This window comes from Bradyrhizobium sediminis, assembly GCF_018736105.1.
Classification (GTDB): Bacteria; Pseudomonadota; Alphaproteobacteria; order Rhizobiales; family Xanthobacteraceae; genus Bradyrhizobium.
In genome coordinates this window covers 4,228,009-4,250,965 of sequence record NZ_CP076135.1, presented here as the reverse complement: position 1 = coordinate 4,250,965, position 22,957 = coordinate 4,228,009, and the positions used below count along the sequence as shown (strand labels likewise).

General features: G+C 63.1%; 25 protein-coding genes. 24 read left to right on the top strand and 1 reads right to left on the bottom strand.

The features are described 5' to 3' along the window. Positions 1-14: 14 nt before the first annotated feature. The gene (locus KMZ68_RS20355) at positions 15-947 is read right to left on the bottom strand and encodes a LysR substrate-binding domain-containing protein (protein WP_215612953.1); all 933 of its coding nucleotides are present in this window, start codon (positions 945-947) and stop codon (positions 15-17) included. 137 nt (positions 948-1,084) lie between these two features. On the opposite strand from KMZ68_RS20355, the gene KMZ68_RS20350 reads away from it, so the two are divergent. The 24 genes from KMZ68_RS20350 to hypE all read left to right on the top strand — a co-directional run bounded on the left by KMZ68_RS20350 (position 1,085) and on the right by hypE (position 22,955). Then, positions 1,085-2,122: a class 1 fructose-bisphosphatase gene (locus KMZ68_RS20350; RefSeq protein ID WP_215612952.1), complete on the top strand. Its 1,038-nt coding sequence runs from the start codon at positions 1,085-1,087 to the stop codon at positions 2,120-2,122. Between the two features lie 20 nt (positions 2,123-2,142). After that, entirely contained in the window at positions 2,143-3,015 is an 873-nt protein-coding gene (locus KMZ68_RS20345; protein ID WP_215612951.1) for a phosphoribulokinase, read from the top strand. Then, positions 3,012-5,048 (top strand): transketolase, encoded by a 2,037-nt coding sequence (gene tkt / locus KMZ68_RS20340; RefSeq protein WP_215612950.1) that lies wholly within the window; start codon positions 3,012-3,014, stop codon positions 5,046-5,048. The genes KMZ68_RS20345 and tkt overlap by 4 nt, the downstream gene beginning before the upstream one ends. Positions 5,049-5,085: 37 nt before the next feature. Beyond that, a complete protein-coding gene (gene fba / locus KMZ68_RS20335; protein ID WP_215612949.1) occupies positions 5,086-6,171 on the top strand; it encodes a class II fructose-bisphosphate aldolase in 1,086 nt (361 codons plus the stop codon). 53 nt (positions 6,172-6,224) lie between these two features. Beyond that, on the top strand, positions 6,225-7,685 hold the full coding sequence (locus KMZ68_RS20330) for a form I ribulose bisphosphate carboxylase large subunit (RefSeq protein WP_215612948.1): 1,461 nt from the start codon (positions 6,225-6,227) through the stop codon (positions 7,683-7,685). Positions 7,686-7,697: 12 nt separating this feature from the next. Further along, a complete protein-coding gene (locus KMZ68_RS20325) occupies positions 7,698-8,120 on the top strand; it encodes a ribulose bisphosphate carboxylase small subunit (RefSeq protein ID WP_215612947.1) in 423 nt (140 codons plus the stop codon). 164 nt (positions 8,121-8,284) lie between these two features. Then, positions 8,285-9,199, top strand: coding sequence for a CbbX protein (gene cbbX / locus KMZ68_RS20320; RefSeq protein ID WP_215612946.1), 915 nt, complete (start codon positions 8,285-8,287; stop codon positions 9,197-9,199). A 5-nt stretch (positions 9,200-9,204) separates the two neighbouring features. Continuing rightward, positions 9,205-9,885 (top strand): ribulose-phosphate 3-epimerase, encoded by a 681-nt coding sequence (rpe, locus tag KMZ68_RS20315; protein WP_215612945.1) that lies wholly within the window; start codon positions 9,205-9,207, stop codon positions 9,883-9,885. Positions 9,886-10,261: 376 nt separating this feature from the next. Next, positions 10,262-11,347: a hydrogenase small subunit gene (locus KMZ68_RS20310; RefSeq protein WP_215612944.1), complete on the top strand. Its 1,086-nt coding sequence runs from the start codon at positions 10,262-10,264 to the stop codon at positions 11,345-11,347. Then, entirely contained in the window at positions 11,347-13,140 is a 1,794-nt protein-coding gene (locus KMZ68_RS20305) for a nickel-dependent hydrogenase large subunit (RefSeq protein ID WP_215605519.1), read from the top strand. Before KMZ68_RS20310 ends, KMZ68_RS20305 begins: the two co-directional genes overlap by 1 nt. Before the next feature lie 14 nt (positions 13,141-13,154). Then, on the top strand, positions 13,155-13,730 hold the full coding sequence (locus tag KMZ68_RS20300; protein ID WP_249779428.1) for a HupE/UreJ family protein: 576 nt from the start codon (positions 13,155-13,157) through the stop codon (positions 13,728-13,730). Positions 13,731-13,740: 10 nt separating this feature from the next. Beyond that, entirely contained in the window at positions 13,741-14,451 is a 711-nt protein-coding gene (cybH, locus tag KMZ68_RS20295; RefSeq protein ID WP_215612943.1) for a Ni/Fe-hydrogenase, b-type cytochrome subunit, read from the top strand. 404 nt (positions 14,452-14,855) lie between these two features. Continuing rightward, positions 14,856-15,530 (top strand): HyaD/HybD family hydrogenase maturation endopeptidase, encoded by a 675-nt coding sequence (locus tag KMZ68_RS20290; protein ID WP_215612942.1) that lies wholly within the window; start codon positions 14,856-14,858, stop codon positions 15,528-15,530. Beyond that, positions 15,530-15,844: a HypC/HybG/HupF family hydrogenase formation chaperone gene (locus KMZ68_RS20285; protein ID WP_215612941.1), complete on the top strand. Its 315-nt coding sequence runs from the start codon at positions 15,530-15,532 to the stop codon at positions 15,842-15,844. The genes KMZ68_RS20290 and KMZ68_RS20285 overlap by 1 nt, the downstream gene beginning before the upstream one ends. Next, positions 15,795-16,322 (top strand): hydrogenase-1 expression HyaE, encoded by a 528-nt coding sequence (locus tag KMZ68_RS20280; protein ID WP_249779659.1) that lies wholly within the window; start codon positions 15,795-15,797, stop codon positions 16,320-16,322. Before KMZ68_RS20285 ends, KMZ68_RS20280 begins: the two co-directional genes overlap by 50 nt. A gap of 11 nt (positions 16,323-16,333) precedes the next feature. After that, a complete protein-coding gene (locus KMZ68_RS20275; RefSeq protein WP_249779427.1) occupies positions 16,334-17,155 on the top strand; it encodes a hydrogenase expression/formation protein in 822 nt (273 codons plus the stop codon). Then, the gene (locus tag KMZ68_RS20270) at positions 17,152-17,385 is read left to right on the top strand and encodes a rubredoxin (protein ID WP_215612939.1); all 234 of its coding nucleotides are present in this window, start codon (positions 17,152-17,154) and stop codon (positions 17,383-17,385) included. Before KMZ68_RS20275 ends, KMZ68_RS20270 begins: the two co-directional genes overlap by 4 nt. After that, on the top strand, positions 17,378-17,977 hold the full coding sequence (hybE, locus tag KMZ68_RS20265) for a [NiFe]-hydrogenase assembly chaperone HybE (protein ID WP_215612938.1): 600 nt from the start codon (positions 17,378-17,380) through the stop codon (positions 17,975-17,977). Before KMZ68_RS20270 ends, hybE begins: the two co-directional genes overlap by 8 nt. Continuing rightward, complete coding sequence (locus tag KMZ68_RS20260; protein WP_215612937.1) at positions 17,974-19,143, top strand: nickel-dependent hydrogenase large subunit; 1,170 nt, start codon at positions 17,974-17,976, stop codon at positions 19,141-19,143. Before hybE ends, KMZ68_RS20260 begins: the two co-directional genes overlap by 4 nt. After that, on the top strand, positions 19,143-19,484 hold the full coding sequence (gene hypA, locus KMZ68_RS20255; protein WP_215612936.1) for a hydrogenase maturation nickel metallochaperone HypA: 342 nt from the start codon (positions 19,143-19,145) through the stop codon (positions 19,482-19,484). Before KMZ68_RS20260 ends, hypA begins: the two co-directional genes overlap by 1 nt. Beyond that, positions 19,484-20,485, top strand: a complete 1,002-nt coding sequence (hypB, locus tag KMZ68_RS20250; RefSeq protein WP_215612935.1) for a hydrogenase nickel incorporation protein HypB — start codon at positions 19,484-19,486, stop codon at positions 20,483-20,485. The genes hypA and hypB overlap by 1 nt, the downstream gene beginning before the upstream one ends. 12 nt (positions 20,486-20,497) lie before the next feature. Then, positions 20,498-20,752 (top strand): HypC/HybG/HupF family hydrogenase formation chaperone, encoded by a 255-nt coding sequence (locus KMZ68_RS20245; RefSeq protein ID WP_215612934.1) that lies wholly within the window; start codon positions 20,498-20,500, stop codon positions 20,750-20,752. After that, on the top strand, positions 20,749-21,909 hold the full coding sequence (hypD, locus tag KMZ68_RS20240; RefSeq protein ID WP_215612933.1) for a hydrogenase formation protein HypD: 1,161 nt from the start codon (positions 20,749-20,751) through the stop codon (positions 21,907-21,909). The genes KMZ68_RS20245 and hypD overlap by 4 nt, the downstream gene beginning before the upstream one ends. Further along, complete coding sequence (gene hypE, locus KMZ68_RS20235) at positions 21,906-22,955, top strand: hydrogenase expression/formation protein HypE (protein ID WP_215612932.1); 1,050 nt, start codon at positions 21,906-21,908, stop codon at positions 22,953-22,955. Before hypD ends, hypE begins: the two co-directional genes overlap by 4 nt. Positions 22,956-22,957: the final 2 nt, after the last annotated feature.

Sequence of the window (22,957 nt, the reverse complement as noted above, 5' to 3'; positions counted from 1 at the left end):
CGGTATCGACTCGTTCACAGTTGTTTGGCGTGCGCGCCGGGAAGAAAGCGTGCGCCTTCGGCACGCAGAAAATCCAGCATTGCCTGCGCTGGGGGAAGCAATACCTTGTCTTGCCTCCGCACCACGAACCACTGCCGCACCACGGGCAGGCCGGCGACGTCGAGAGCGACAAGGCGTCCGTCCTCGAGTTCGGTGGCAACCGTGTGCGCGGAAATGAATGCGATCCCGAGACCGGCGATGACCGCCTGCTTGATGGTTTCGTTGCTGCTCATCTCCATGCCGATCGTGGGCTGAAGCTCGGTGGCGTCGAACAGCTGCTCCATGAGCATCCTGGTCCCGGAGCCTTGTTCGCGCATGAGAAAAGTTTCGTGGGTGAGATCTACTGCCGCCAGGCCGAAATCCTGCGCGAGCCAGTGTCCCCTCGGAGCAACGATGATGTGCGGATGATCGCCGATCAGATGAGTTTCCACCTCAACGTCCGGCGGCGAGCGGCCCATGATCGCGAAATCGAGTTCGTAGCCGCGCAGTGCCTGGCGTATCTCCTGGCGGTTGCCAATCGACAGGCTGATATCGATCTTGGGATGCAGCTTGGAGAAGGCCGCGATCGCAAAAGGAACGAAATACTTTGCCGTGCTGACCGCACCGATCGACACGCGCCCGCCGGTTCGGCCCGCGATCATATCCAGCGATGTCGCGCAGGCTGAAATGGCGGCCTCGATGCGCTCATGCAGTTCAAGTACCTCCTGTCCGGCCCGGGTCAGCAGCATTCCATCGTTGGTGCGCTGAAGCAGCGGCAGTCCCGCGAGATCCTGAAGATTGCGCAGCTGCAGGGTTACCGCGGGCTGGGTGAGGTTCAGGTTGTTGGCGGCCGCCGTCACGCTGCCATTGGCCGACAAGGCCGCGAGCGCTCGCAGCTGTCTGATCGTCAGATCGCGCAGTCCGGCCATATAAGAAAAACTTTTATCTTGTGAAATATATTGAAATTTTACTTATTTGGAGGCGGAGGTCAACCTCCCTTTCAGCGGTTTCGAAGGAACCGGCGCGCTGTCCCCCGTTTCAGGGTGGCGACAGGGGGAGCGATCGAATGAATCCGGGGCTGAGTCTGCGCCAGTATTTGGATGTTCATGCCAGCGCGGACCCGCTTCGCCGGGCGGTGATCGAAGTGGTCGCAGCGCTCGCGCAGGCCTCAACGGAAATTTCCGATCTGATCCGCTCCGGCGCGCTGGCGGGCATCACCGGCCAGGCGCAGGGACGCAACGCCGACGGGGACGTCCAAAAAGATCTCGACCTCCGCGCCGACCGCATCATCCGCATGTCTCTCGAGCCTCTTCCGATTGCGGCAATTGCGTCGGAAGAAGCGATGGAGTCCGAGATTTTGTATCCGGCTGCTCCAATCAGCATTGCCGTCGATCCACTGGATGGTTCGTCGAATATCGACACCAACATGTCGGTCGGCACGATCTTTTCGGTTCTGCCCACGCCGCGAGACATTCGCGCTACCTTCACGCAGCCCGGCGCGTCGCAGCTTGCGGCAGGCTTCTTCGTCTATGGCCCGCAAACCTCCCTCGTTCTCACGCTCGGCCGCGGCGTCGATATCTTTACGCTGGATCGCGGCGCGAACCTGTTCAAGCTGATCAGATCGGCGGTGCAGATCCCCGCGGATACCGCAGAATTTGCCATCAATGCATCGAACCAGCGGCACTGGGAGCCGCCGGTGCAGGCCTTCATCGAGGATTGCATGGCCGGCGCCAGCGGCGAGCGCGGCAAGGATTTCAACATGCGCTGGATCGGTTCGCTGGTGGCGGAAGCCTACCGGATCCTCACCCGGGGCGGGATTTTCCTCTATCCGGCGGACGCACGTGAAGGCTACGGCGAAGGCCGTCTGCGGCTCGTCTATGAAGCCAACCCGATGGCTTTCATCATGGAACAGGCGGGAGGCGAAGCCTCAACCGGCCGCCAGCGGATTCTCGATCTCGCACCAGGCGCGCTTCACCAGCGGGTGCCGTTGATCATGGGCTCCAGAGACAAGGTGCGGCGGCTCGAGCGTCTGCACATGAGCCCCGACATCAAATCCGAGAAAAATGCTCCGCTCTTTGCTCATCGCGGCCTGTTTCGCAACTGATCCGAAGGACCTGACCGATCGTGTCCAGGAAACATCCCATCATATCGATTACCGGCTCGTCGGGGGCGGGCACGACATCCGTCAAGCGGACCTTCGAGCAGATATTCCGCCGCGAGAACGTCGCGGCTGCCTATATCGAGGGAGACGCGTTCCACCGCTTCAACCGTTCGGAAATGCGCAGTCGCATGACCGAGCAGGCCGAGCGGGGCAACAAGCATTTCAGCCACTTCAGCCCGGAAACGAACCTGTTCGAGGAACTGGAGGCGGTGTTCAAGACCTACGGCGAAACCGGGTCCGGCACCACCCGATACTACGTCCACGACGATGAGGAAGCCGCACTGCACGGGAGCCCGCCCGGGACCTTTACCGATTGGCGTCCGCTTCCCAACGATTCCGACCTTCTTTTTTACGAGGGGCTGCACGGCGCCGTCGTGACCGACAAGGTCAATGTCGCGCGCCATGCCGACCTCAAGATCGGCGTTGTGCCCGTCATCAATCTCGAATGGATCCAGAAGCTGCATCGGGACCGCAGCGCGCGCGGCTATTCCACGGAGGCGGTGACCGACACGATTCTTCGCCGCATGCCGGACTACGTCAACTATATCTGCCCGCAATTCGCGGAGACCGACATCAATTTCCAGCGGGTGCCGACAGTCGATACCTCGAACCCGTTCATCGCCCGATGGATACCGACGCCGGACGAGTCGATGGTGGTGATCCGGCTCAAAAACCCGCGCGGCATCGATTTCCCCTATCTGTTGTCGATGATCCCCAACAGCTTCATGTCGCGCGCGAATTCAATCGTGATTCACGGATCGAAGCTCGATCTCGCGATGCAGCTGATCCTGACGCCGCTGATCCTGCAACTGATCGACCGAAAGAGGCGCGCATGAATATTTCGACCCCGAACAGGATGCTTCAGAACGGGATCGCCCATCACGACATGGCCAACGCCGTTCGCTTTCTCGTCATCGACGCGGTGGAGAAGGCGAAGTCCGGTCACCCCGGGATGCCGATGGGCATGGCCGACGTTGCCACGGTCCTGTTCTCGCGTTTCCTGAAATTCGATGCCGCCGATCCGAGGTGGCCGGATCGCGACCGGTTTGTGCTGTCCGCCGGCCATGGATCGATGCTGCTCTATGCGTTGCTGTTCCTGACGGGATATGAGGGGATCACGCTCGACGAACTCAAGGCCTTTCGGCAATGGGGATCGAAGACCCCCGGCCATCCGGAATACGGACATACGCCGGGTGTCGAAACGACAACCGGGCCGCTGGGGCAGGGCATAGCGACCGCTGTCGGCATGGCTCTGGCGGAGCGGCTGTTGAACGCCCGCTTCGGCGACGATCTCGTCGACCATTACACCTATGTGATCGCCGGCGATGGCTGCCTGATGGAGGGGCTCAGTCATGAAGCGATTTCGCTGGCCGGGCATCTCCGGCTCAACCGGCTGATCGTACTGTTTGACGACAACGAAATCTCGATCGACGGGTCGACATCGCTGTCATGTTCGGACGACCAGCTTGCGCGGTTCCAGGCATCCGGCTGGTCGGCCTGCCGTATCGATGGGCATGATCCCGAAGCCATCGCGGCGGCGATCGAACGCGCCCGGGACAACGACCGACCGTCACTAATCGCCTGCCGCACGGTCATCGGATTCGGCGCCCCGAACCGGCAGGGCACCGAGAAGGCGCACGGTGCGCCGCTCGGCGCCGACGAGATCGCAATGACTCGCGTCGCGCTGGACTGGCCGCACCAGCCATTCCAGGTACCGGACTTCGTCATCGAGCACTGGCGCAGGATCGGCGCGCGCGGGCAGGGTGCCCGCCGGGCCTGGATCGAGCGAACCAGGCGTCATACTTCCATCCCGCGTTCGCCGTTTCACGATGCGCTCAATCGAAAGCTGCCCTGCGAATACGCCGGCGCGATGGATCAGCTTCGCCATCGCTTCGGCGCTGAACGCCCGACCATCGCCACCCGGCAAGCTTCGCAACTGGTGATCGACACGATTGCGGAAGCCTTACCGAATTTGCTGGGCGGCTCGGCCGACCTCACTCACTCCAATCTCACCCGCGCCAGGACGCAACAACCGGTGCGGCCCGATCGTCTTGCGGGCAACTATATTCACTATGGCGTCCGCGAGCATGCCATGGCGGCGGCGATGAACGGCGTCGCATTGCATGGCGGCTTTATTCCCTACGGCGGTACGTTTCTCACCTTCGCCGACTACAGCCGCCCGGCGATCAGGCTGGCGGCGTTGATGGGCATCAGGGTCATCCATGTGATGACGCACGACTCCATCGGATTGGGCGAAGATGGCCCTACCCATCAGCCGGTCGAACATCTGGCATCGTTGCGAGCGATCCCGAACCTGCAGGTGTTCCGTCCGGGCGACGCCGTCGAGACCGCCGAGGCCTGGGATTGCGCGCTGAGGGCGGAGACCAGTCCTTCGGTGCTGTGCCTGTCACGGCAGGCGCTCCCTACATTCCGTGAAAATGTTGGCGACACCAATCTGGTGGCGTTCGGCGCCTACGTCGTCGTCGAGCCGGAAGGCGGCCGCGATGTTACCCTGATCGCTACCGGTTCCGAAGTGTCGATCGCGCTGGAGGCGGCGAAGCTGCTTGCAAATGACGGCGTCCGCGCCGCGGTCGTGTCGGCGCCGTGCCTCGATCTGTTTCGCCGGCAAACGGCCGAGTACCGGGCAGGCGTGCTCGGGAGTGTCCCGAGGGTCGGCGTCGAGGCCGCGGTTGAGGGCGACTGGGCGCGCTGGCTCGGCGATAGCGGCGGGTTCGTCGGCATGACCGGTTTCGGCGCATCCGCTCCGGCAGAGGTGCTGTATCGGCAATTTGGCATCACCGCGGAAGCGGTTGCTGCGTCGGCCCTGCATTGCCTGGCGAGGTCGAGGGTGGCGGAAACCAGCTCATGACGTTTCACGCGCGAGAGAAAATGACACGGAGGCCGCGATGGCACGAATTACGCTGAGGCAATTGCTGGATCACGCCGCAGAGCACGACTATGGCGTGCCGGCATTCAATATCAACAACATGGAGCAGGGCCTTGCGATCATGGAAGCGGCGGCGGCCGTCGATGCGCCGGTCATTATCCAGGCTTCGCGAGGCGCGCGCTCCTATGCCAACGACATCGTGCTGTCGAAGATGATCGACGCATTGGAGGAAATGTATCCGCAGATTCCGCTCTGCCTGCATCAGGATCACGGCAATGAGGAAGCCACCTGCGCCACCGCGCTTCAATACGGCTTCACATCGGTCATGATGGATGGCTCGCTCAAGGCCGACGCCAAGACCGCCGCGGACTATACCTACAATGTCGACATCACCAGCCGCGTAGTCGAGATGGCGCACTGGATCGGCGCCTCGGTGGAAGGCGAACTGGGCGTGCTGGGCTCGCTGGAGCACGGCGGCGGCGAGCAGGAGGACGGTCACGGCGTCGAAGGCAAGGTCAGTCATGACCAATTGCTGACCGATCCGGATCAGGCGGTCGATTTCGTCCGCGCCACCAAGGTCGATGCGCTGGCGATCGCGATGGGGACCTCGCACGGCGCCTACAAGTTCTCTCGCAAGCCGGATGGCGACATCCTGGCCATGAACGTGGTCGAGGAAATTCACCGCCGGCTGCCGAACACCCATCTCGTGATGCATGGCTCGTCATCGGTGCCGCAGGAGTTGCAGGACGCGTTCAACCAGTTCGGCGGCGAGATGCCGCAGACCTGGGGCGTTCCAGTTGAGGAAATCGTTCGCGGCATCAGGCACGGCGTTCGCAAAGTCAACATCGACACCGATTGCCGGCTGGCGATGACGGCGGCGTTCCGGAAAGTTGCGACCCGGACCAGAAGCGAATTCGACCCGCGCAAATTCCTCAAACCGGCGATGGACGCGATGCGCGACCTTTGCCGCGAGCGTTTCGAGCGGTTCGGCACCGCCGGACATGCGTCGAAGATCAAGGTGATCCCGTTGCCGGAAATGGCAAAGCGCTATCGCTCCGGTACGCTTGATCCACGTATCGGGAGTATGGCGAATGCAGCCGAATGACCCGAATGCCTTCGATCCCAAGTAGCCGTCGCACGTACAATGAGGAGACCAGCATGAACCAGCACTCGATGACCGTCCGCGGCAAGGATCGCTATAAATCCGGTGTCATGGAATACAAGAAGATGGGCTACTGGGAGCCCGACTACGAGCCAAAGGACACCGACATCATCGCGCTGTTCCGGGTCACGCCGCAGGACGGCGTCGATCCGATCGAGGCGTCCGCCGCCGTGGCCGGCGAATCGTCCACCGCAACCTGGACCGTGGTCTGGACCGACCGGCTGACCGCGGCGGAAAAGTATCGCGCCAAGTGCTATCGCGTCGATCCGGTTCCGAATGCCCCGGGACAGTATTTCGCCTACATCGCCTACGATCTCGACCTGTTCGAGAACGGATCGATCGCCAACCTGTCGGCTTCGATCATCGGCAATGTGTTCGGCTTCAAGCCGCTGAAGGCGCTGCGGCTCGAGGACATGCGGCTGCCGGTGGCTTATGTGAAGACGTTCCAGGGACCGGCAACCGGCATCGTCGTTGAACGCGAGCGCATGGACAAGTTCGGCCGGCCCCTGCTCGGCGCCACCATAAAGCCGAAGCTCGGCCTCTCCGGCCGCAACTACGGCCGTGTGGTTTACGAAGCGCTGAAGGGCGGGCTCGATTTCACCAAGGACGACGAGAACATCAACTCGCAGCCATTCATGCATTGGCGCGAGCGGTTTCTCTACTGCATGGAGGCCGTCAACAAGGCCCAGGCGGCTTCCGGAGAAATCAAGGGGACCTATCTTAACGTCACCGCCGGCACCATGGAGGACATGTACGAGCGCGCGGAGTTTGCCAAGGAACTTGGCTCCGTCGTCATCATGATCGATCTGGTGATCGGCTACACCGCGATACAGTCGATGGCAAAATGGGCGCGCCGCAACGACACGATCCTGCATCTGCATCGCGCCGGGCATTCCACCTATACGCGGCAGCGCAACCACGGCGTATCGTTCCGGGTGATTGCGAAATGGATGCGGCTCGCCGGCGTCGATCATATCCATGCCGGCACAGTCGTCGGCAAGCTCGAAGGCGATCCGGCGACGACGCGCGGCTATTACGACATCTGCCGCGAGGACTACAACCCGGCGAAGCTCGAACACGGCGTGTTCTTCGATCAGAACTGGGCCAGCCTCAACAAGCTGATGCCGGTGGCGTCCGGCGGTATCCATGCCGGCCAGATGCATCAACTGCTCGATCATCTAGGCGAGGACGTGGTGCTGCAATTCGGTGGCGGCACCATCGGGCACCCGATGGGCATCCAGGCCGGCGCAACCGCGAACCGGGTCGCGCTGGAAGCCATGATTCTCGCCCGTAACGAAGGCCGCGACTATTTGCACGAAGGGCCGGAGATCCTCGCCAAGGCAGCAGCGACGTGCACGCCGCTGAAGGCCGCGCTCGAAGTCTGGAAGGACGTCACCTTCAACTACGAATCGACCGACATGCCCGACTACGCCCCCACCGCCAGCGTTTCGATGTAAGGAGCCAAGACCATGCGCCTCACCCAGGGTTGCTTCTCGTTCCTGCCCGATCTGACCGATCAACAGATTTCCAGGCAAGTTCAATATTGTCTCGGCAAGGGCTGGGCAGTGAACATCGAATTCACCGACGATCCTCACCCCCGGAATAACTTCTGGGAGATGTGGGGCCTGCCGATGTTCGATCTCCATGACGCCGCAGGCGTGCTGATGGAGCTGGCCGAATGCCGCAAGCTATACGGTGATCGCTACATCCGGATGTCGGCATTCGATTCCAGCCACGGCTGGGAGTCGCTGCGGCTGTCGTTCATCGTCAACCGGCCGAAGGACGAGCCGGGCTTTCGGCTCGAGCGTCAGGAGGTCGACGGCCGCAAGGTCCGCTACACCACGAAATCCTACGCCGTCGATCGGCCCGAAGGCCGGCGCTACGGCGAGTAATACCATCCGGGCCGCCGCGAACGATGGACCTCCCTGGTCGTTTCGCGGGGCCTCTGGATGCACTGCTCCGCCGCTGTGCGATGTGGCGGCGGAGCTCCTTCTTTCGCGAAACATGCGCGCAGCATTTTTGGGTTTCTCCGACAGATGCCATTGGACGATGATCGATGACAATCAAGGTCAATCTTCGCGAGGAACTCGAGGCCGTCGGCATCGACGAGATTCTCAGGCAGCTCGACCGCGAGCTGATCGGCCTGAAGCCGGTAAAGACGCGGATTCGCGAGATCGCCTCGCTGCTGCTGATCGAACGCATCCGCAAGCGCATGAATCTGAGTTCTGACGCGCCGACGTTGCACATGTCGTTCACCGGAAATCCCGGCACCGGCAAGACGACGGTGGCGTTGCGGATCGCAAGCATTCTTCACAAGCTCGGTTTCGTGCGGCGAGGGCAGGTGGTGTCGGTCACCCGCGATGAACTGGTCGGCCAGTACATCGGCCACACGGCGCCTAAGACCAAGGAGATTCTCAAGAAGGCGATGGGTGGCGTGCTGTTCATCGATGAGGCCTATTATCTGCACCGTCCGGACAACGAGCGCGACTACGGGCAGGAGGCGATCGAGATCCTGCTGCAGGTGATGGAATCCCAACGCGAGGATCTGGTGGTGATCTTGGCGGGCTATGGCGATCGCATGGACCAGTTCTTCGCCAGTAATCCCGGCTTCCGCTCGCGAATTGCGCACCACATCGACTTTCCCGACTATTCCAACGACGAACTGCTGATGATTGCCGAACTGATGCTGCACGATATGAACTACACGTTCAGTGACGAAGCGCGGGCGGCATTCGTTCGCTACATCGCATTGCGCAAGGCGCAGCCATTGTTTTCCAATGCGCGCTCGATCCGCAATGCGCTCGACCGGATGCGGCTACGCCAGGCCAACCGCCTGGTAGCCGATCTCGATCGCACCCTTTCCGTCGATGACGTCAAGTCGATCGAGGCGCCGGACGTGTTGGCGAGCCGGGTGTTTTCGAAATCCCAACCGGCCCCGGTCGAGCGCCTCAAGATCGAGAGGAAATCCTGAAGCCGATGCCAGAGCCAATCGTGATTGCTCCATCGATCCTCTCGGCGGATTTTTCCCGTCTTGGAGACGAAATCGAGGCCATCGATGCCGCGGGTGCCGACTGGATCCATTGCGACGTCATGGACGGGCATTTCGTTCCGAATATCAGTTTTGGTCCCGACGTTATCAGGGCCATTCGCCCACGCACCCGCAGGATCTTCGATGTGCATCTGATGATCGCACCGGCCGATCCGTATCTGGAAGCCTTCGCCAAGGCCGGCGCCGATATCATTACGGTGCATGCCGAGGCCGGCCCGCATCTGGATCGTTCGCTTCAGGCGATCCGGGGCTTTGGAAGGAAGGCCGGTGTCACCATCTGCCCGGCCACGTCCGAGCAGGTTCTTGCGCATGTCCTCGATCGTGTCGACCTCATCCTGGCGATGACGGTGAATCCCGGCTTTGGTGGACAATCGTTCATTGAAGCGCAGTTGGAGAAGATCCGGCGCATCCGCGCCATGATCGGCGACCGGCCGATCCGCCTCGAGGTCGATGGCGGTGTCAACATCGATACCGCCGCCCGGGTGGTCGCCGCGGGCGCCGACGCGCTCGTCGCGGGATCGGCGGTGTTTCGCGGCGGAACGTTGGACGCTTACCGAAGCAACATCTCCTCGATCAGGGCTGCCGCAGCGACCGGGCGTCCAGGCTAAAGCAGGTTTGCCGGAAACCTCGTCCGCGTAGGTGGCGCGGGGGAATATCCGCTTCGTTCCCGGGCCATGGCCCTCGGCCGTGAAGCCAACGACCCGGCTCCAAAACAAAAAATCCGGTTGTCCGATTTCAAGTGATCTTCGTCGTGCGTTGGCATCGGGGGGCGCCGTCGGCCGATCGAAACAAGCGTCGCGTACCTGGTCATGCGCTTACCAGTTGGTGACGGACTTGCTAAGTCCGCGTCCGATCCAGAACAGCCAATTTGTTTCTAACCCGCTGAAATATTGACTGCATTCCAGTTGGCCCGGCGTTTGCAATCCTTCCACCAGCGACCGCCGCGTCAACAAGCGGCCAGCGCAAAATGGAGGGACGCCGGCGATGACCGAGACATTTTACGACGTGCTGAGGCGCCAAGGCATCTCGCGCCGAAGCTTTCTCAAATTCTGCTCGTTGACGGCGGCCTCTCTCGGGCTCGGGCCGGAATTTGCGCCGACCATGGCGCAGGCGCTCGAGACCAAGCCGCGTACGCCGGTGCTGTGGCTGCACGGCCTCGAATGCACCTGCTGTTCCGAGGCCTTCATCCGTTCCTCCCATCCGCTGGCGTCGGACGTCATCCTCTCAATGCTCTCGCTCGACTACGACGACACCATCATGGCGGCCGCCGGACATCAGGCCGAAGCGATCGTCGAGGAGGTGGTGACGAAGTACAAGGGCAACTACATTCTCGCCGTCGAGGGCAACCCGCCGCTCAACGAAGACGGAATGTACTGCATCATCGGCGGGAAGCCGTTCCTCGAACAGCTGAAATACGCCGCGAAGGACTGCAAGGCCGTGATCTCGTGGGGCAGTTGCGCCTCATGGGGCTGCGTGCAGGCCGCGCGACCCAATCCCACACAGGCGGTTCCGGTCCACAAGGTGATCCGCGACAAGCCGATCATCAAGGTACCGGGCTGCCCGCCGATTCCGGAGGTGATGACCGCCGTCGTCACCTACATGATGACGTTCGACAAGATTCCCGAACTCGACCGCCAGGGGCGGCCGAAGATGTTCTATTCGCAGCGCATCCACGACAAGTGCTATCGCCGTCCGCATTTCGACGCCGGGCAGTTCGTCGAGCAATGGGATGACGATGCCGCGCGCAAGGGCTACTGCCTCTACAAGATGGGCTGCAAGGGTCCCACGACCTACAACGCCTGTTCGACCACCCGCTGGATGGGTGGACTGTCGTTCCCGATCCAGTCGGGCCACGGCTGCATCGGCTGCTCCGAGGACGGCTTCTGGGATAATGGCTCGTTCTACAACCGGCTCTCCGACATCCATCAATTCGGCATCGAGGCGACCGCCGACAAGGTCGGCGGCACCGCTGTTGCCGCGATCGGCGCGGCTGCGGCCGCGCACGCCGCCGTCAGCGCCGTCAAGCGCGCCCGCAACAAGGCGCCGGCGAACACAGGGGGGAATTCATAATGAACGTTCAGACGCCGAACGGCTTCACGCTCGACACCAGCGGCAAGCGCGTTGTCGTTGACCCGCTGACCCGCATCGAAGGGCACATGCGCTGCGAGGTCAATGTCGACGCCAACAACATGATCACCAATGCGGTTTCCACGGGTACGATGTGGCGCGGCCTCGAGGTGATCCTCAAAGGCCGCGACCCGCGCGACGCCTGGGCGTTCACCCAGCGCATCTGCGGCGTTTGCACCGGAACCCACGCGCTGACCTCGGTGCGCGCGGTTGAGGATGCGTTGAAGATCAAGATCCCCGAAAACGCGAACTCGATTCGCAACATCATGCAGCTCTCGCTGCAGATCCACGACCATCTCGTACACTTCTACCATCTGCACGCGCTCGACTGGGTCAATCCGGTGCATGCGCTGAAGGCGGATCCAAAGGCAACCAGCGAACTGCAGATGGCGACCGGACCGAACCATCCGAAGTCCTCGCCCGGTTATTTCCGCGACGTGCAGAACCGTCTGAAGAAGTTCGTCGAGAGCGGCCAGCTCGGGCCGTTCAAGAACGGCTACTGGGATAATCCGGCCTATCTGCTGCCGCCTGAAGCCAGCCTGATGGCGGTGACGCACTACCTCGAGGCGCTGGATTTCCAGTCGCAGATCATGAAGACGCGTGTCGTCTTCGGCGGCAAGGATCCGCATCCGAACTGGCTGGTAGGCGGCGTTCCCTGCGCCATCAATGTCCATGGCGAGGGCGCGGTCGGCGCCATCAACATGGAGCGTCTCAACTTCGTCTCCTCGATCATCGATCAGACGACGACGTTCATCCAGAACGTATACATCCCCGACATCCTGGCCATTGCCAGCTTCTACAAGGGCTGGCTCTACGGCGGCGGCCTGTCAGGCAAGAGCGTGCTCGCCTATGGCGATATCCCCGAATACGCCAACGATTATTCGCCCTCAAACCTGCTGATGCCGTCGGGCGCAATCATCAACGGCAACCTCAAGGAGGTCCACCCCGTCGATCTGCGCGATCCCTCGCAGATCCAGGAGTTCGTTCCGCACTCTTGGTACAAATATCCGGACGAGAAGAAGGGCCTGCACCCCTGGGACGGCGTTACCGTTCCGAACTATGTGCTCGGACCCAATGCCAAGGGCACCAAGACCAATATTCAGGAAATCGACGAGGGCGGAAAATACTCCTGGATCAAGGCGCCGCGCTGGAAGGGGCACGCCATGGAGGTCGGTCCGCTTGCCCGCTATGTCGTCGGCTACGCCAAGGGCGACAAGGAAATCACCGAGCAGATCAACATGGTGCTGAAGGCGCTCGACGTGCCGGTGAGCGCCTTGTTCTCGACCCTCGGCCGCACTGCCGCGCGCGCGCTGGAGGCGCAATGGTGCTGCACCAAGCAGCGCCATTTCATGGACAAGCTGATCGCCACCATCAAGGCCGGCGACAGCTCGACCGCGAACGTCGAGAGCTGGGATCCCAAGACCTGGCCATCCGAGGTCAAGGGTGTCGGGTTCACCGAGGCTCCCCGCGGCGCGCTCGCGCATTGGATCAAGATCAAGGACACCAAGATCGACAATTACCAATGCGTCGTGCCGACTACCTGGAACGGCAGCCCGCGCGACAACGAAGGCAATATCGGTGCCTTCGAGGCATCGCTGATGAACACCAAGGTCGAACGCGCCGAGGAACCGGTCGAGATCCTGCGGACCATCCACAGCTTCGATCCATGCCTCGCCTGTTCCACGCACGTCATGAGCGAGGACGGACGCGAACTGGCCAAAGTCACGGTGCGATGAGAGAGGACAAGACAATGAAGATGCTCATTCGTTTCGGATCGGCTGCCGTCCTGGCGGCACTCGCGACCCCCGCTCTTGCGCATACCGGAGCGGAGCCGCACATGCACGGCTTCCTGGCCGGACTTGCCCACCCATTGGGCGGGCTCGACCACATGCTCGCCATGATCGCGGTCGGCATCTGGTCGGCACTTGCCGCCGGACGTCGGGTCTGGATCGTCCCGGCGATCTTTGTGGCCGCGATGTTGGCGGGAGCCGGGTTCGCCCAGGCCGGGGGCGCGCTGCCCGCGGCGGAGACCGCGATCGCGATGTCGGTGGTGGCGCTCGGCGTGCTGATCGCAGCCGGCGTCGGTCTGCCGGTCGGGGCGGGCGCGGCGCTGATCGCGCTGTTCGCGGTCTTCCACGGCTATGCGCACGGCATCGAGGCGACGGGAGCGGTGGCTGGCTATATGGCCGGCTTCGCGGTCACCACTGCCGTCCTGCACGTTTCGGGCATCGCGCTCGGCAGGGCCATCGCGGTCGTTCCGAATGCGTCGCGCCTGCTCGGAGCGGGTATCGTTGCATCCGGCGCTTATCTCGTCGCGACATTGTGAGGAGAGCGCCATGTCGATAGATTCCGGCGCAGCCATACAGCAGGCGATCTACGTCTATGAGGGGCCGGTTCGGCTCTGGCATTGGGTCAACGCTCTCGCCATCCTTGTGCTGGCGGTGACGGGATACTTCATCGGCGCGCCCTTGCCTTCGCTGTCGGGTGAAGCGAGCGATCATTTCCTGATGGGCTACATCAGGTTTGCCCACTTTGCGGCCGGCTACGTGCTGATCGCCGGCTTCATACTCCGGCTTTACTGGGCATTTGTCGGCAATCCCCATGCCCGCCAGATCTTCCTTCCGCCGCTGTTCAACGCCAGCTGGTGGGGGGAAGTCTTCCACGAGATCAAATGGTATCTTTTCATCGCCAAGGAACCCAAGAAGTACGAAGGCCACAATCCGCTGGCTACGCTCGTGATGCACTTCGTGTTCGTGTGGGGCATCGTCTTCATGATGGCGACGGGCCTGGCTCTCTACGGCGAGGGCGAAGGCATGGGCTCGTGGCAGTACCGCTGGTTCTCCGGCTGGATCATCGGCCTGTTCGGCAACAGCCAGAACGTCCACACTTGGCATCACGTCGGGATGTGGGCGATCGTGTGCTTCGTGCTGGTTCATGTCTATGCAGCGCTTCGCGAAGACGTGATGTCGCGCCAGAGTATCGTCAGCACGATGATCTCCGGCTGGCGCACGTTCAAGGACGCGCGGCCGCCTGACGATCGCCACTAGCTGATTTCACCGCGGGGGCGGCACGCGCCCGCAACAGTTCTTCATGGCGGAAAATATCGGCACGGGGCGCGTCTCACGCGCCCCGATTGCTTTGCGCCGGGTCGCGCCACCTGCGGGGCGCATGTCAGCAGATGCGCCAAAACGGCGGATACCTGGAAATGGTCTGATCACGTAGGCTTGCGGCAAGACGGTCCCGCGGCAATTGCCTCGATGAACGATCCGATGTTGGAAGGAAACTTTCCAGATCTGGGTGACAGATGACAGTTCTGCTTGCATCGATCCCTGCAATCGCTTCGTCGTATCAAGGCTAACCCATTGCTTTTGCTTCTGTTCCATCCGATGGCCCGACCCTTGCTAACCGGTTGTTACGCAACGCTCGGCAATCAAGAACGAGGAGGCGTGCGATGGAAACGCCGAAGGTCCTGATTATCGGGATCGGAAATCTGCTATGGGCCGATGAGGGCTTTGGTGTGCGGGCCGTCGAGGCCATGCACCGCCTTTATGAGTGGCCCGGGAATGTCCGCCTGATGGATGGAGGCACGCAGGGCCTCTATCTCGTGCAGCATGTGCGCGAGGCCGATATCCTGATCGTGTTCGATGCCGTCGATTACGGCCTGCCGCCCGGTACGATCAAGCTGGTCGAGGGCGACGAAGTGCCCAAGTTTCTCGGCGCGAAAAAGATCAGCCTGCACCAGACTGGATTTCAGGAAGTGCTGGCCACGGCCGAACTTCTCGGCGGCGCGACGCAGCACCTGTATCTGATCGGCGTGCAGCCGGTGGAACTCGACGACTTCGGCGGCTCGCTGCGCGACGAGATGAAGGCGCGTATCGGTCCGGCGATCCAGCACGCGATCGATTTCCTCGCCCGCTTCGGGATAGGCGGCCGTCTGCGCGATGTCCCGCTGCTGGAGACGGAGACGCTCGCCTGCGAACACATGGTGATGTCGCGTTACGAGGCGCAGCGGCCCTCCGCCGAGGACGCCTGCCGCTTCGGCGATCCGCGCGTGCTGGTCATGACGGAACAGGCCGATGTCGCGGCTGCCGATCAACAGCCGCCGCAAATGCAGGGAGCGCGGTGATGTGCATCGGCGTGCCCATGAAGGTGATCAGGCCGGGATTCGGATACGCCGTCTGCGAAGCCGCAGGCGAGAGCCGCGAGATCGACATGCGCCTTGTCGGCGACCAGCCGGAAGGGACCTGGGTTCTGGTTTTTCTCGACGCCGCACGGGAGGTGGTGACCTCAGAACAGGCGTCGCTCATCGGCAATGCGCTCGACGCGCTCAGGCTGGCTCTCGCCGGGAACACCGAAGGCATCGACGAACTCTTTCCCGACCTTGCCGGCCGTGAGCCGGAACTTCCGCCCCATCTCCAAATTCACCTGCCGTCATCCTGAAAGGATTTTGCCGATGTCGACGCCCCTCATTGACGCGCTGGTTGAAAGGCACGGGTTCAGCCTGGTCGGCGAGGCGAATGTGGACGCCTTTCTCGATGCCCACGAGCATTCCCTGCTGTTCTTCCCCGGCGATGCCGACCGCCTGGTCGAGAGCAATGATGCCGCCGTCATCGTTGCGGAGTTGATGAAGCCGTTCGACGGGCGCCTGGCGCCGGCATTGGTTGAGAAGGCCTCCGAGCGCGCGCTGCAGCGGCGCTTCCGCTTCAAGACCTTTCCGGCTTTCGTGTTTCTGCGGCGCCGCGGCTATCTCGGTGCGATCACCCGGCTGCTCGACTGGCAGGATTACTTTGCCGAGATCGAGGCCATTCTGGCGTGCAGCCCCAGCGAGCCGCCGCCCTTCAATCTGCCCGAGAGTATTGCCGCGCATCTGAGGGCAACCGGACCGGACAGCCACGATCATTCGGGAGACATCGCATGAGCGGGATCAACATGGGGGTCGTCGGACCTGGAACCCAGCCGGCCGACGCGGACGGCGCCGAACTCGCCTACATGGAAATGCCGAAGGCGATGCGGACTTACGCCATGCCCGCAGTGCCGGAGCCGGACGAAGTCGAGAACATCGATTCGGCGCTCGCGCTTCTGGCTGAAGTCCGCGATGCGCTCGCCGAAGGGAAAAGCGCAAGCTTTGACCTCGGCGGTCTCGACAGGCAAAACCGGGCTTTCGTGGATCAGGTCCTCGGCGACGGCGAGGTCAGCATCGTCGCGGGCAGTACCATCCAGGCGCAGGAATCGGTTCTGGCCGGTGTGTGGCGCGTTCACGAACTGGATCAGGCGGGCCGTCTGCAGAGGGACACGATCGAGGTCGGCGGCTTTCCCCGCTGCGTGCTGCCGTCGGCTCAGGATGCCGCAGCGCCCGCCTTGGCGTCTCACGACGGGCCGCTGCCCGCCATGGTCTACAATGCACCGGCCCTGGTCACGGAAATGACCGACAAATTGGCCGCCTGGCGGCCGGGCGTCGACGCCCATGTCATCAATCTGAGCCTACTGCCGCTCAGCGACGAGGACGTCAGCTACCTCGATGCGCGGCTCGGACCGGGCTCGGTGACGATCCTGTCGCGCGGCTACGGCAATTGCCGCATTTCATCGACGGCAACGCGCAATGCTTGGTATGTGCGCTACTTCAACTCCCGCGAGGCGGTCATCCTGAACACAATCGAGATCACCGAGATCCCGAGCGTGGCCTGCGCGGCGCCGGAGGATCTCGAGGACAGCGCGCAGCGGCTCGGCGAAATTCTGGACGTCTACCTGTGAGCGATCATTTCTTCGCAGGCTCGTTCGGCGGCGATAACGCCAAGATCGACGACGCCACGCGGCTGGAGTGCAAGATCTGCTGGTACGTCTACGATCCGGCCGAGGGAGATACCTATTGGCAGATCCCGGCCGGTACACCCTTCACCGGGTTGCCGGAGCACTGGACATGTCCCAATTGCGACGGCGCCAAGGACGGATTTCTCGTGCTCGACGGTGAAGCACATGGCTGACCTCAGGCCCGATCCCACGCCGGCGGACGCGGAGCTGCGCGCGGTCGCCGCCGGGCTCGAGGCTGCTTTCGAACGGGTGCATCGCGAGCGGATGCATGACGTGCCAATTCTCAACGCCGCGCTTGGAATCAAGGCCGTCGGGACGCGCGCGGTGGAGGCAGGCTGGCTGTCGGCACTGGTAACGCCGTGGTTCATCAATATGATGCTGCTGCCGCGCACGCCCGAGCAGACGCAGGACTACCGCGCCCTGCAACTCGGCGGCACCGTTGCCCACAGCTTTCCCGCCGGACGTTTCGAATTTATCGTGGGTGAGGAGGGCGATCTGGGGCGCTACCAGATGTGCTCGCTGTTTTCGCCGGTGCTGGAGTTCGAAAGCCACGGTGCGGCGGTGATCACCGCCGAATCCGCGATTGCGGTGCTGTTCGACGCCGGTCTGGCGCCAGATGTGACGGAGGCGGCCGATGCCGGATCGCCGGAACAGGCCGCTGCGGCGAGCTCCCGTCCCGGCGGGGAGGCGATGGAGGCTGGGAAGCTGTCGCGGCGCGGTCTATTGTTCGGCCGCAATCCTGAAACCGAGGTTGTCGAGCCATGACGATTGCGGGGCGCCTGGATATCGATCTTACGTGCCGGTCGGGCTCGTCGGCCTCGGCCCGAATCGCTTCGCGTCGCCCGCACGGGGTGACGCGGATGTTCCGCGGCCGCCGGCCGGCCGAAGTCACCAGTCTGGTGCCACTGGTGTTCAGCGTTTGCGGCATGGCGCAGGGCACGGCGGCGGCGACGGCGTGCGAGCGCGCGCTCGGCATCGCGACATCATCCGAAACCAGGCGGATACGCGACATTCTCATGCTGGCGGAAACCGCCCGCGAACATCTGTTGCGGGTTGTGATGGATTGGCCGCGCTGCATGGCGATGACGACCGATCCAGCAATGTTGGGCCGGGTGATGGGGCTCGACCAAAGGTTCCGGCGGGCGTTGACGAGTGGCGGAAGGGTGTTTGAGCCCGGCAGCATGACCACCTGCGATATCGCAGGGGTCGAAAGCGCAGTCGACGATCTCTGCGATCTGCTGGAGGCAGCTGTGTTCGGCGAACCGGCGGAGACCTGGCTCGCGCGGAGCACGTTGGCGGATCTCGAAGGCTGGGCGCAGGCGGGTATGCTGCCCACCCAGCTTCTGTTGCAACGGACCCTGCGCTCCGATGCCTTGCAGATCGGCTCCGTTTCCATTGATGCCGTACCGGATATCAATGACGCGGAGCTCACCGATATGTTGTTTGGCGAAGGCGCCGAACGGTTCATCGCGCTGCCGACCTGGGAGGGGCGCCCACGGGAAACCACGGCGCTGTCGCGGCAGGTCCGGCATCCGCTGATCCAGGCGCTTGGCGACGGGCGCGGGCATGGCATCGGCGCGCGTCTCGTCGCGCGCCTCGTCGAACTTGCGGGCCTGCCGGATCGGATGACGGCCCTTATCGAGGCGGGGAGCGAAGGCGACGACGCGGTTGGAGCATGCCGGGCCGGCATCGGCATTGCTCGCAGCGAAGCCGCGCGCGGCCGGCTGATCCACGGCATAGAGATCCAGCACGGTGTAGTGGAGCGCTATCTGATAGTGGCCCCGACCGAATGGAACTTCCACCCCGAGGGTGCTGCGGCGCGGGCCTTGGCGTTGATCGCGGGCAGCGGGCGCAGCGATGCGCGCGGCCTGGCGGACCTGATGATTACGGCATTCGACCCTTGCGTCGAATACAGTCTTGCGGTGCACTGATGCACGAGATGGCGCTGGCCGAAAGCATTCTGACCACGCTGCAGGAGCAGGCCCGCCGGCAGCATTACACGCGCGTCAGGACCGTCTGGCTGGAAATCGGCCCGCTGGCCAGCGTCGAGGAGCAATCGCTGCGATTTTCGTTCGACGTCGTCGTCAAGGGAACGCTGGCGGACGGCGCGCGGCTGGAAATCGAAACGAGCCCCGCACAGGCCTGGTGTCTGCAGTGCTGCAAGAGTGTGGCGGTCGCCAGGCGTTTCGACGCCTGCCCCGAATGCGGCGGCCATCAATTGCAGATGACCTCGGGGGATGAACTGAGGATCAAGGAGCTGGAGGTCGACTGATGTGTACAGTTTGCGGATGCGCGACGGGCGAAACCACCATCGAAGGCGCGGCGAAGGCCAGGCCTCACCAGCACACCCATGCCGATGGGACCGTGCATAGCCACGAGCACCATGATGGGCGCCATCATCATGGCGATCACCACGAGCATCATCATGGCCAAGGCCACGATGATGGTCACGGGCATCACCATCACGATGGTCCTCATCATGATGATGATCATCATCATCACGAACATCAGCATCACCATCACGGGGCCGCGGTGATCGATTTCGGCGCCAGCCCGGCCCGCGCCCATGCGCCCGGTCTCAGCCAGACCCGTATGGTGCAAATCGAGCAGGATATCCTGGCGAAGAACGATGCCTATGCCGCCGCCAACCGGGCTCGCTTCGACGCCGGCGGCATCCTGGCCCTCAATGTCGTTTCCAGTCCGGGCTCAGGCAAAACCACGCTGCTCGTCGCCACGCTCGAACTGCTCAAGGCTCAGGCGCCGGTCGCCGTGATCGAAGGCGACCAGCAGACCAGTAACGATGCCGAGCGCATCCGCGCAACGGGCGTTCCGGCACTTCAGATCAACACTGGCAAAGGCTGTCATCTCGACGCCCATATGATCGGCCATGCTGTCGAGACCTTGCGGCCCGCGGATGGGACGGTGCTGTTCATCGAAAACGTCGGCAATCTGGTTTGTCCGGCGGCCTTCGGTCTCGGGGAAGCGCACCGCGTCGTCGTGCTGTCCGTGACCGAGGGCGAGGACAAGCCGCTGAAATATCCCGACATGTTCGCATCCGCCGACCTGATGCTGCTGTCGAAGGTCGATCTGCTGCCGCATCTCGATTTCGACGCCAAGGCCTGCGTAGCCAACGCCCGCAAGGTCAACCCGCGGATCAAGGTCATCGAGGTCTCGGCCAGGACCGGGACGGGCATGGCGGCGTGGATCGCGTGGCTGCAGGCCGCGCGCACGCTCGCCTTCCCCAATGGCGAGGTCAAGGCAGCGGCACTATAGGGAGTTTGACACATGTGCCTGGCATTGCCCGCCGAGATCGTATCGATCGACGAGAGCCGCGAGATGGCGGTCGTCGCCCTTGGGCCGGTAAAGAAGGAAATCTCCGTCGCGCTGCTCGACGAGGTTTCGGTCGGCGACTTCGTACTGGTCCATGTCGGGTTCGCATTGCATCGATTGTCGCCGGAAGAGGCCGATCGCACGCTCGCCCTGATGCGAGAAGCGGGCGAGAATCCGGAAGCCGAGTTCGCCGAAGGGAGCGCGCCATGAAATATGTCGACGAGTTCCGCGCCGGCGATCTCGCGCATGGACTGGCCGCGGCCATCGCCCGTGAGGCCGATCCGTCACACACCTACAATGTCATGGAATTCTGCGGCGGGCATACCCATGCGATCTTTCGCTACGGTGTGCAGGATCTGATGCCGGCCAATCTGCGCTTCGTGCATGGTCCGGGCTGTCCGGTCTGCGTGCTGCCGATCGGCCGCGTCGATAACGCCCTCGAACTCGCCGGCGATCCGAGGGTGACGCTGTGTACCTATGGTGACATGATGCGGGTGCCTGCCACCGGGCGGCGCAGCCTGCTCAAGGCCAAAGCCGAAGGCGCCGACGTCCGGATGATCTATTCGACGCAGGATGCGTTGCGCATCGCGGTCGAAAATCCCGATCGCGAAGTGGTTCTGTTCGCCATCGGATTTGAGACGACGACACCGCCGACGGCTGTCGTGCTGAAGCAGGCCGCCGCGGCCGGACTGAAGAATTTCTCGGTGTTCTGCAATCACGTGCTGACACCTGCCGCGATCACGCATATCCTCGAAAGCCCCGAGGTGCGCGAAATCGGCACGGTGGCGATCGACGGTTTCCTCGGTCCCTCGCATGTCAGCTCCGTGATCGGCAGTCAACCCTACGAGTTCTTCGCGCAGGAGTATCAACGCCCGGTGGTGATTGCCGGATTCGAGCCGCTCGACGTGATGCAAGCGACGCTGATGATTATCCGCCAGCTCAATGACGGCCGGCACGAGGTCGAGAACCAGTATGCCCGTGTCGTCACACGCGAAGGCAATCGCAAGGCACAGGCGCTCGTCGCCGAGGTCTTCGAGCTGCGGTCTTCGTTCGAGTGGCGCGGCCTTGGACTCGTACCCTACAGCGCGTTGCGCATCCGGCCGCAATTCGCCGCGTTCGACGCCGAGCTGCGGTTCGGCGTCGAGACCAAGCCCGCCCGCGATGCCAAGAGCTGCGAGTGCCCCTCGATCCTGCGTGGCGCCAAGAAGCCCACCGACTGCAAGCTGTTCGGCACGGTCTGCACGCCGGAGAGCCCGATCGGATCCTGCATGGTCTCCTCCGAGGGCGCCTGCGCCGCCTATTGGAGCTATGGCCGCTTCCGTCAACAGGCCCGGCCGGCCGCGCGCTCCACGGAGGCCGCCGCATGACCGCGCATGATGCTCGCTTCGTCGGCGGCGCGGTCCCGCTCTCGGGATCCGTCGATATGATGCACGGCAGCGGCGGCCGGGCCACGGCCGAACTGGTGCAGGCGTTGTTCGTGCGACACTTCGACAACCCGATGCTTCGCGCCGGCAACGACCAGGCGGCGTTTCAGCCGCCTGCCGGCCGTCTGGTCATCAGTACCGACGGGCACGTGGTCTCGCCGATCTTCTTCCCCGGTGGAGATATCGGCTCGCTCGCCGTGCATGGCACCATCAACGACGTCGCCATGGCCGGTGCCCGTCCGCTCTATCTGTCCGCGGCATTCATCCTGGAGCAGGGCTTTCCGCTTGCTGATCTCGAGCGCATCGTCGTTTCCATGGCGGCGGCGTCGCGGCTCGCTGGCGTGTCGATCGTCACCGGTGACACCAAGGTGGTAGAGCGCGGCAAGGGTGACGGGGTGTTCATCACAACGACCGGGGTCGGCGTCATTCCCGAAGGTGTCGATGTCTCGGGCGACAAGGCGCGACCGGGCGACGTCATTCTGCTCAATGGCAGCATCGGCGACCACGGGGTCGCTATCCTGTCGAAGCGCGAGAACCTGGCCTTCGAGACCGAAATCGTGTCGGACAGCGCCGCGCTGCATGGTCTCGTTGCCGACATGGTGGCGGCCGTGCCGGGCATCCGGGTGCTGCGCGACCCGACGCGGGGCGGGCTCGCCTCCACGCTGAACGAGATCGCCCAGCAATCGCGAGTCGGATTGCGGCTCGACGAGGCGGCGATCCCGATGAAGGCCGACGTGCGGGCCGCGTGCGAGCTGCTCGGCCTCGATCCGCTTTATATTGCCAACGAAGGCAAGCTCATCGCAATCTGCGCGCCGGCCGACGCCGATCGCCTGCTGGCCGTCATGCGCGCCCATCCTCTCGGGCAAGAGGCGGCGAAGATCGGCGAGGCCGTCGCCGACGATCTCGCCTTCGTCCAGATGCGGACCGCGTTCGGCGGCGAGCGCATTGTCGACTGGCTCGCCGGCGAACAATTGCCAAGGATCTGTTGACG